The organism is Pseudomonas mosselii (assembly GCF_003205295.1).
In the GTDB taxonomy this organism is placed as follows: Bacteria; Pseudomonadota; Gammaproteobacteria; order Pseudomonadales; family Pseudomonadaceae; genus Aquipseudomonas; species Aquipseudomonas mosselii_B.
Genome location: NZ_QJRP01000034.1, coordinates 41,921 through 51,852, shown reverse-complemented (window position 1 = coordinate 51,852; position 9,932 = coordinate 41,921). Strand labels below are relative to the sequence as shown.

8 protein-coding genes are annotated in these 9,932 nt (G+C 65.0%); 1 reads left to right on the top strand and 7 read right to left on the bottom strand.

Going from position 1 to position 9,932, the window contains the following annotated elements:
* The 6 genes from DMX06_RS22285 to radA form a co-directional block, all read right to left on the bottom strand.
* Nucleotides 1-1,559: type I secretion system permease/ATPase (locus DMX06_RS22285; protein WP_110739381.1), on the bottom strand; the 1,559-nt coding region annotated here is incomplete at its 3' end.
* Nucleotides 1,560-1,728: 169 nt separating this feature from the next.
* Nucleotides 1,729-2,346 carry a heme acquisition protein HasA gene (locus DMX06_RS22280; RefSeq protein WP_110739380.1) on the bottom strand — a complete coding sequence of 206 codons (618 nt, stop codon included), beginning with the start codon at nt 2,344-2,346 and terminating at the stop codon, nt 1,729-1,731.
* A gap of 82 nt (nt 2,347-2,428) precedes the next feature.
* Nucleotides 2,429-5,098, bottom strand: coding sequence for a TonB-dependent receptor (locus tag DMX06_RS22275; RefSeq protein WP_258378900.1), 2,670 nt, complete (start codon nt 5,096-5,098; stop codon nt 2,429-2,431).
* 204 nt (nt 5,099-5,302) lie between these two features.
* The gene (locus tag DMX06_RS22270) at nt 5,303-6,292 is read right to left on the bottom strand and encodes a FecR family protein (protein ID WP_110739378.1); all 990 of its coding nucleotides are present in this window, start codon (nt 6,290-6,292) and stop codon (nt 5,303-5,305) included.
* A gap of 68 nt (nt 6,293-6,360) precedes the next feature.
* Nucleotides 6,361-6,864, bottom strand: a complete 504-nt coding sequence (locus tag DMX06_RS22265; RefSeq protein WP_110739377.1) for an RNA polymerase sigma factor — start codon at nt 6,862-6,864, stop codon at nt 6,361-6,363.
* A 73-nt stretch (nt 6,865-6,937) separates the two neighbouring features.
* Nucleotides 6,938-8,305, bottom strand: a complete 1,368-nt coding sequence (gene radA, locus DMX06_RS22260; protein WP_028691337.1) for a DNA repair protein RadA — start codon at nt 8,303-8,305, stop codon at nt 6,938-6,940.
* Nucleotides 8,306-8,482: 177 nt separating this feature from the next.
* Between radA and mscL the strand changes: the two genes are divergently transcribed.
* Nucleotides 8,483-8,896 (top strand): large-conductance mechanosensitive channel protein MscL, encoded by a 414-nt coding sequence (gene mscL / locus DMX06_RS22255; RefSeq protein WP_110739376.1) that lies wholly within the window; start codon nt 8,483-8,485, stop codon nt 8,894-8,896.
* A 68-nt stretch (nt 8,897-8,964) separates the two neighbouring features.
* Here mscL and DMX06_RS22250 read toward each other — a convergent pair whose 3' ends face one another.
* On the bottom strand, nt 8,965-9,741 hold the full coding sequence (locus DMX06_RS22250) for a ferredoxin--NADP reductase (protein WP_110739375.1): 777 nt from the start codon (nt 9,739-9,741) through the stop codon (nt 8,965-8,967).
* Between the last annotated feature and the right edge of the window lie 191 nt (nt 9,742-9,932).

The window sequence follows — 9,932 nt, the reverse complement described above, 5'->3', positions numbered from 1 at the left end:
AACGTGCGCTTGTGCTCGCGCAGCCTGGCAATGGCCTCGACCAACGCCTGCTCCCCGGCTTCATCGAGATTGGAATTGGGCTCGTCGAGCACGATCAGTGCCGGCAGACCGTACAACGCCCGCGCCAGGCCGATGCGCTGGCGCTGGCCGCCGGACAGTCCCAGCCCGCCCTCCCCCAGCAGCGTGTCATAGCCACCCGGCAGCTTGAGGATCATGTCATGCACTCCCGCCAGTTGCGCCGCGGCCACCACCTGCTGGGCATCCACCGGGCCGAGCCGGGCGATGTTGTCGGCGATGCTGCCGGCGAACAGTTGCACGTCCTGGGGCAGATAGCCGATATGCTGACCCAAGGCGCCACGGTCCCAGACCCTCAGGTCCGCGCCATCCAGGCGGACCTTGCCGCTCGCCGGGGCAACGGCGCCGACGAGCAGCCGCGCCAGGGTCGACTTGCCCGAGCCTGACGGGCCGATGATCCCCAGTGACTCGCCCGCCGGCAGTTCGAAGCCCAGGTTGTTCAGGCACAGACGGCTGCTGCCCGGCTGCGTCGCCGCCACCTGCTCGAGGGTGAGCTTGCCGTGCGGTGCCGGCAGCGGCATGCCCGCCGGGCGCGGCGGCTGGGCCTGCAGCAGCTCGCTGAGGCGGTGATAGGCCAGGCGCGCACCACTCCATTGACGCCAGGCGCCGATCAACTGGTCGATCGGTGCCAGCACCCGGGCCATGAGTATGGACCCGGCGATCATCATCCCCGGCGTGATCAGTTGCTCGATGGCCAGCCAGGCCCCCAGGCCGAGCACCAGCGACTGCAGGGCCAGGCGCACGGTCTTGGTCAGCGCGGTGACCGCCGCGGTGCGCTCGCTGCCCAGGTTCTGCCGGGCCAGGAAGCCATGGTGCAGGCGCGCCCAGCGCTGGCGCACCGGCGCCAGCATGCCCATGGCCTCGATCACCTCGGCGTTGCGCAGGTTGGCGCTGGCTTCCAGACCGGCCTGCTGCGACAGCTGCCCGGCCTCGGCGAACGGCGCCTGGGTCAGGCGCTCGTTGACCCAGGCCAGCAGCGTCAGCAGCACCGCTCCCAGCAGCGCCATCAGGCCGAGCCATGGGCTGAACATGAACATCACCAGCAGGTATACCGGGAACCACGGCGCGTCGAAGAACGCGAACAGGGCCTGGCCGGTGGCAAACTGGCGCAACGCGGTCAGGTCGGCGAGCATCTGCCCCGCAGCGCCCTTGTGCCCGGCCAGGCTGGCCTCATAGGCGGCCTCGAACACCCGCGGGTTGAGGTCCATGTCCATGCGCGTGCCCAGGCGGATCACCACCTGGCTGCGCAGCCACTCCAGCAGGCCCATGAAGGCGAACAACCCGAGCACCATGAGGCTGAGCATCAACAGGGTCATCTCGTTGCGCGACGACAGGACCCGGTCATAGACCTGCAGCATGTACAGTGCCGGGGCCAGCATCAGCACGTTGATCACCGCGGTGAACAGCGCAACGTTGCCAAGCCCGGCACGGCAGGCCCTGAGCGCCCGCAGCACTTCGTTGGCCGCGGCGGGAGCGGTTCGCATTTGTTGGAAACCTCGTAGAAGGCGCCGACCGGCGATTGCATTCGCCCTGTCGTCGCCACAGAATTCGCACCGCCGCAGCCTGGGCCCGGCAAAGACACGGGCTGCGGGGTAAGTGCATCAGATCAGCGAATGGCGGGGTGACCTTCCATTCGCTTTTTCATGCCTGCGCTCAGGCCGCCAGGGCCAGGTCCTCGGGCAGCGCCTGCACGCCGACCGCTTCGGCGGCAGCGGCGTGAGCCGGGGCGGCGGCCAGGGCCGCACCGATCTCGGCGAAAGTACTGTTGGTGGAGACGCCATAACCGGCCAGCAGGTTGTCCAGCACGCCTTCCAGGGCCGAGGTGTTGCCCTGCATCAGGCCGTAGATCACGCTCTGCACTTCGTTGCCGGCACGACCGGCGCCCTGCGCGGCATCCAGATCCAGGCCGTTGAAGCTGACCACGTAGTTGCCCAGGCTGAAGTCGCTGCCGCTGCCACCACCGAGCACTTCACCCAGGGAGACGTTGTCCAGCGAGCCCCACAGGTAGTGGTTGAGGTTGTCGCCCGGGGCCTTGGACGGGTCGAACACATAATGCAGACCGTTGGCGCTGTCGCTGTCGGCAATGAAGGCGTAGTCGGAGTTGTTGCGACCGTGGGTAGCGTACTGGTCGCCATCGAAGGTGCCGTTGCTGAAGCCTCCGGTGTTGCTGTAGCCATGGCCGGCAGTGACGAAGCCGGCACTCCAGAAGGCCAGGTAGTCGTCGACGGTCGAGCTGGCGAAGGCGGCGTCGTAGTTAACGGAAAGGGTCATGACGGTTCCTCGTTGTTGCACAGTAATGACGAAGGCGCGTTCCGTGCCTTCGCGTCGCCCGGAATGGGCAAACCCGGTTGGTTCAGAAGCGGTACTCGAGCATGCCGCTCAAGGTGCGGCCGCGGGCCAGCGACAGGTTGTTGCCGTCGCCCATGGCCACGAAGTAGGCCTCGTCGGTGGCGTTCTCCAACGACAGGGCCAGGTTCAGGCTGGGGGTCATCCAGTAGCTGGCGTAGAGGTCGTAGACCGTGTACTGCGGCCACTGGGCCTGGTCGATCTGGTTGTAGGTATGGCTCTTGAGGTTCTCGCCATTGCCTTCGCTGTAGCGCACGCGCATGCCCACATCCAGGGTGCGCTCGAGCAGGCGCATGCCCAGGGTCAGGGCGCCACGGTCGGCGGGCATGTACGAGGCGTTGCCCATGATGTCGCCGCAACTGACGATACTGTTGGTGTCTGCGGCGCCCTCGGCGCGTGATACGCGCACCGGCAGCATGATGATGCGGCTGCCCACCCGCACCGGGCGCATGACGGTGCCGGCGCTGACCAGACGCTGTGCGCCACCCATGTAGAACTGGTTGGAACAGAACTCGTTGCTGCCGATCATGTGGGTGTAGCTGAGCTGGCCGTAGTAGGCACCGGCATCGTAATCCAGGCTGTATTCCACGCCGCGAAAGCGCGTGGTCTCCAGGTTGTTCTGGTAGGCCGAACGGCCCAGGGCGATGCCTGCCACGCTGCTGCCGGGCAGCGAGACATTGGTATCGAGGAACGAGAAGTTGTCGATGCGCGTATCAAAGTAGGCGACCTTGGCACCGAAACGGTCGCCGTCGCGCAGCAGCGACTCCTTGAAGATGTTCAGCCCCAACTCCCAGTTGTGCGACTCCTCGGCCTTGAGGAACGGGTTGGGGTAGACCATCTCGGCACTGCCGCCGGCATGCGGGCGGCCGCTCATGAACACTTCGGTCACCGCTGGCGGGCGCCAGCCACGGCCCCAGCGGGTGTAGACCTGCAACCAGTCCGGCCCGGGCTTGAGCGCGATACCGAAGGTCGGCGAAAAGCGGCCCTCCTCGGTGTCCTCGTCAAAGATCATGTGGGTCTGCTGGCGGGTAAGGCCGACCTCGGTGACACCTTCGGGGTACATCCAGGTGGTGACACCGGTCTTGCCGCTCAGGCGATAACGGTCGTAGCGCAGCCCGGCATCCAGGGTGAGCCAGTCGTCATGCTCGTAGGTAAGCTTGCCGAACAGGCTGGCCATCACCCGCTTGCCCTTGGGATTGGCGCCCTGCACGTAGGGTAGCGACTCCACCTCGTTGGCCGCGGCGATGCGCTCGGTGCTGGGGCGGAAGCTGTCCTGGAACAACTCGGTACCATAGTTGAAGCTCAGGGTGTCGGCCTGTCCCAGGTGCCAGCGCGAGGTGTTCTGCAACTGCAGGCCCCAGGTGTCGGTCTGGAAGCGGTCGGTGTAGGCCTCGACGCGGTTGCCGGTGGCGGCGCTGGACAGGTTGTCGGCGTTCCAGCGGTCCTGGCGGGTGGTCACGTAGTAAAGCTTGGCCTTGAAGTCGATCAGGTCGTTGTCCGGGGTGAAGCTGTAGTCCAGCGCGGCATTCTTCGCATTGATGTCGTTGGTGCCGGTGACCCGGTAGTAATAGCGGTTGGCGTTGCTATCGTTGTAGGTCCAGGCGTCCTTGCTGTCGGTGTCGGTCTCGATGTAGCTGAACTGCAGACGCTGGTCGTCGGCAAGGTTGAGGCCGAACTTGAACAGCTGGGAGCGGGTCACGCTGTCCATCGCCCCCACTTCGCCATGCAGCCAGCTCTTCCAGGCCTCGCGATTCTCCAGCTTGCCGCGGATCTGCGTGCCCAGGTTGTCGGCGTTCTGCGTACCGCTGCGGTAATTGCCGAAATGCCGTTCGCTGTGGCCAAGCAGGATATCGCCGGCTTGATTGCCGACGGCGAACAGCGCACTGCCATTGAAGTAGGTGCCGTTGCCCAATTCGCCGATACCGTGACCGGCGCGCAGGCGACCACCCATTTCCTTGCCCGGACCGAGCAGGTCGCGAGCATCGACGGTGTTGAAGCTGGCGATGCCGCCGATCACCCCGGCACCGCCCATGCCGGCCGAGGTGCCCTTGTCGATCTCGACACCCTGGATGAACTCGGGGTCGATGAACATCACGCCGTTGCGCTGCTGGTGGCCGTTGACGTTGAAGTTCTGGCGCATGCCGTCGATGTTCATGTTGACCCGGCCATAGTCCTGCACGCCGCGGATGTTCACCGACAATCCGGGGTCACGCTGGTTGACCGCGGTGTACACGCCCGGGGTCTGTTCAAGCAGGTCGGCGGCATGACGAGGAGCGCGTTGCTCGATCTGCTCACGGGTAATGACACTCACCGATCGCGGGGTCTGGTACACCCAATCGCCATCGCGCTGCGAGTCGACATGGGTCGCGCCCAGCTCCAGGACCTCGCCGTCCTGGACGACACGCTCCAGACCAACCTGTCCGGCGGCACTGAAGTGGTAGCGTACCGGCGTGCCGCGCAGCAGTTGGCGCAGGCCCTCTTCGGCCGGGTAGCTGCCCTGCAGCCCTTCGCTGCGCAGGCCGGCCAGCTTGCGGCTGTCGAAGAACACCTGCACACCGGACTGCTCGGCGTAGGCCAGTACCGCGCTGTCGAGCGGCTGGGCCGGAATATCGAAACGCACCAGGTTGCGGCTGGCGGTGCTTGACGAATCGGCGGCGTGTGCCAAGCCGATCCCCATCGGCAATGCACAGCTGCCCAAGACCAGGCTGCCGGCCAGGGCGAGGCGGCCCAGAGGGCGCAAGGGTTGTTGTCGTGGCGTGCTCACTGCGGTTGCTCGTCCGTTGTTGGCGTTTTCTAGTAATGAAAATCAATCTCAACAATCAGACGAGCTGCGCAGGAAAAGTCAGTAAATAAAATTGAAAGTATTTTGCCAAAGCCGCATTCAGTACAGCACGGCCAAGCCTGGAAGCTCGATCAGCCGGGCCTTGAGCTCGTCACCGAGCACCACCGGGGCGGTGCCTAGCTGGTCGAGGCGGAATACTCCGCTGACCTCACGCCGGGCCAGTGCGTCACTGGCAACCACCAACTGGCCAGCACGGTAGCGATTGAGCCGGGCGACCACCTCGGCGAGCGGCTGGCGTTCGAACACCAGCACGCCGCGCTGCCAGTCCGTGGCTCGCCGCAGATCGTGACCCGGCCAGGGTCGTACCCCCTTGTGCTGGTCATAGCGCAGGCTCTCGCCCTGCTCCAATAACTGACTGGCCTGCCCCCGCAACGGCGGCACTTGCAAGTCGACCGCAACGCTGTGCTCCAGCATGCCGACCCAGCCCCCCTCGCCCGCCGCGCCAACCACGAAGCGTGTACCGAGGGCGCGGCTGGTAGCCCCGGCGTATTCGACCACGAACGGGCGGGCGTCCCGGGCCGTGATCGGTGCGGCAGTGAAGATGGCTTCACCGGACAACAGGCGCACGCGGCGCTCCCGATCGTCGAAGGCGAGCTGGAGGGCACTGCGGCTGTCCAGCTCCACCTGGCTGCCATCGGGCAGGGTCACCCGGCGCACCTCGCCGATACCCGTAAGGTAGTCCGCGTGCCAGCCCAGCCAGGCCTGGGGACCTTGCTGCACGGTCAGCACCGCCAGCAGCAGCGCCGCCGCACTGGCGACGACCCGGCGCAAGCGAGGTCGCCGTCGCCGTACCGGGCTGCCCTGAAGGGGAGTCGTGGGGCGAACGGCCGAGACGGCGGGCAAGCTTGCCAATTGACCAAGGTCAGCCCAGGTGGCCTGGGCGAAACCATAGGCCTGGGCGTGCCGGGGATCGCTGGCGCACCACTGATCCAAGGCGTGCTGCTGCGCCGGGTTCAGGGGACCGGCCTGCTGCAGCACCACCCACTCGGCGGCCTGCTCGCGGATGGCTTGCTCGTTCTGGCTGCTCACACGGTTCTCTCGTGATCTGGTTATGTCTGGGCTGACGTCTGAAGCGGCATTTGTCAGTAAACCGTTGGTCATTCGGTTTCCTGCAGGCACTGCATCACATAGGCCAGGGCCTTGGCCAGATGCTTTTGCACCGAGCTGTCGGAGACCCCCAGGTGCCGGGCGACCTCGGCGTGGGTCATGCCTTCCAGGCGGTTCAGGCGAAAGATTTCCCGGGTGCGTTCGGGCAGCTCGTCGAGGATCGCCTGCAGGCGACGCAGGTGCTGCTCGCGCACAGCCTGCTCCTCGAGCCCGGGGCCATCCTCGACGATCGCCTCGAAGGCTTCGTGGGGCACCGTGTCGGTCTTGCGTCGCTGCTGCTGACGCACGTGATCGATCATCAGGTTGTGCGCCGTGCGGTACAGATAGGCCTGGGCATTTTCGATCGGCTCATGGCGTTGCTGCTCGGCCAGGCGCAAGAAACTGTCCTGCACCAGGTCGGCCGCCAGCTGCGGGTCGCGCACCTTGCGCGAGAGCAGGCCCTGAAGATTTTTCGCGTGCTTTGTGAACAGCCGCTTGAGGTCGAACTCCGCCACACGCTCTCCATGGGGTGGTCGCAAGGTGGCGGTATGCTACTGGTTATTGAGAATCACTTGCAAGAAAACAGCGTTACTCGAAAAGTGCATCCAGCGCCTGTTCCAGACGTGTCACGGCAATCACCTGCAACCCGGCGGGCGCTTCCTTCGGCGCGTTGCCCTTGGGCACGATGGCACGCTTGAAGCCATGCTTGGCCGCCTCCTTCAGACGCTCCTGGCCACTGGGCACCGGGCGAACTTCGCCCGACAGGCCGATCTCGCCGAACACCAGCAGGCCATGGGCGAGCGGGCGGTTGCGCAGGCTCGACATCACCGCGGCCAGCAACGCCAGGTCCGAAGCGGTTTCGAGCACCTTCACGCCGCCGACGACATTGAGGAACACGTCCTGGTCATGGGTGGGGATGCCGCCGTGCCGGTGCAGCACCGCCAGCAGCATGGCCAGACGGTTCTGGTCCAGGCCCAGGGTCACCCGTCGCGGGTTGGCCAGGTGGCTGTCGTCGACCAGCGCCTGGACCTCCACCAGCATCGGCCGGGTACCTTCCCAGGTGGCCATGACCACGCTGCCCGGCACTTCCTCCTGGGTACGGTTGAGGAAGATCGCCGACGGGTTGGAGACTTCCTTCAGGCCACGATCGGTCATGCCGAACACGCCCAGTTCGTTGACCGCGCCGAAGCGGTTCTTCACCGCCCGCAGCAGACGCAGGCGACCATCGGACTCACCCTCGAAATACAGCACGGTATCGACCATGTGCTCGAGCACCCGCGGGCCGGCCAGCGAGCCTTCCTTGGTGACGTGGCCGACCAGGAAGATCGCCGTGCCGCTCTGCTTGGCGTAGCGCACCAGCAATGCCGTACTTTCGCGCACTTGTGCGACACCGCCCGGGGCCGACTGCAACTGCTCGGTGAAGATGGTCTGGATCGAGTCGATGACCATCACCCGCGGCTTTTCCTGGCGCGCGGTGGCGATGATGGTCTCGATGCAGGTTTCGGTCATGACCTTGAGCTGGTCCTGGGGCAGGCCCAGGCGCCGGGAGCGCATGGCCACCTGCTGCTGCGACTCCTCGCCGGTGACATACAGCGCGGGCATCTGCGTGGCGATGTTGCAAAGGGTCTGCAGCAGGATGGTGGACTTGCCGATCCCCGGATCACCGCCGATCAGCACCACCGAGCCGTCCACCAGGCCACCGCCAAGCACGCGGTCGAGCTCGGTACTGCTGGTGGTGAAGCGCGGGATCTCCTCGACGCTGACTTCGGCCAGGGTCTTGATCTGCGCCTGCTGCCCGGTCCAGCCGGCACGCCCGCTCGGCGCCGCGGCGCCGCCGCTCTCGATCATGGTCTCGACCAAGGTGTTCCAGGCCCCGCAATCACCGCACTGGCCGGCCCATTTGGGGAAGGTCGCGCCACACTCTGTGCAGCCATACAAGCGCTTGGCCTTGGCCATGGGCGGGTCTCCTGGGAAAAACCGCCATGATAGCCGAACACGGACGTGTCCCGGAGGCCGCGGCGGGCGACAAAACTATTCGCTCTAAACACAGTCTGTAGCTGCGAACGTCACGCATGAAGCGTTTTAGTGGCTTACACTGCGTTTACCTCTCCATTCGTAACAAAGGAATACAGCATGGGCATGCTCAGTGAATTCAAGGCCTTCGCGGTCAAGGGAAATGTCGTCGACATGGCGGTGGGTATCATCATCGGCGCGGCGTTCGGCAAGATCGTCTCCTCCTTTGTCGGCGACGTGATCATGCCCCCCATCGGCATGCTGATCGGCGGGGTGGACTTCAGCGACCTGGCGATCACGCTCAAGGCCGCCGAAGGCGATGTGCCGGCCGTGGTTATGGCCTATGGCAAGTTCATCCAGACCATCCTCGACTTCATCATCGTCGCCTTCGCCATCTTCATGGGCGTGAAGGTGATCAACCGCCTCAAGCGCGAAGAGGCCGTGGCACCGACCGCACCGCCGGTGCCGAGCGCCGAGGAAACCCTGCTGACCGAGATTCGCGACCTGCTAAAGGCGCAGAACCGCCAACCCTGAAGCACAAAACCACTGGGGCCGCTTTGCGGCGGCCCCAGTGGCGACGATCCAAAAGGCGCTGTTGTGCCTTACCAGTAGTTCTCCACCGCCACTTGCCCCGGCCGCTTGCTCAGGCTCAATTGCAGGTCGCGCGCCTTGAGCACCTTGCGCGTCTCATCGATCATCTGCGGGTTGCCGCACAGCATGATCCGCGAATGTTCCGGCGACAGTGCCAGTCCCGCCGCCTTTTCCAGCTCACCGTTCTCGATCAGCGTGGTGATCCGCGCATTCAACGCGCCCGGATGCTGCTCTCGGGTCACCACCGGGATGAACTGCAGCTTGCCCGCGAACTCCGCCAGGTAGTCGCGCTGCTCCAGCGTGGCGATCTCGTCCACATACGCCAATTCCTTCGCCTCGCGCACCGAGTACACCAACTTGATGTTGTCAAAGCGCTCCCAGGCCTCGAAGTCCTGCAGGATCGACATGAAAGGGGCGATGCCGGTGCCAGTGGCCAGCAGCCACAGGTCGCGCCCCCCGACGAAACGGTCGAGGGTCAGGTAGCCGAAGGCCTGACGGTCTATCAACAAGGTGTCGCCTTTACCCAGGCGGCTCAGTTCGCTGGTGAACTCGCCTCCCGGCACCACGATGGAGAAGAAGTCGAGGAACTCGTCATGAGGCGCGCTGACCATGGAATAGGCACGCCAGGCGATGCTGCCATCGGCCTTGCTCACCCCGAGGCGGGCGAACTGCCCGGCGCGGAAACGAAAACCGGCATCACGGTTGACACGCAGGGAAAACAGGTTGGGCGTCAGGGGCTGGACGTCGAGCAGGGTCTGGCGGGTAAATTTGTCGGCGCTGGCGGTCATGACGGACTCCATGGATCAGGTGCGCACAGTTTCGCGCAAAGCGCCGGAGATAAACACCGTCGGTTTGTAAGGTATCGCCAAGGAGTGATCGCAATCAGCTAAAAAAGTGTGGCGGCTATAGCAAAAAAAACCCAACACAGCGTTAGGAGTTTTCCTACACTACGTCCCGTGCACTGCCGATTTTGGATCCA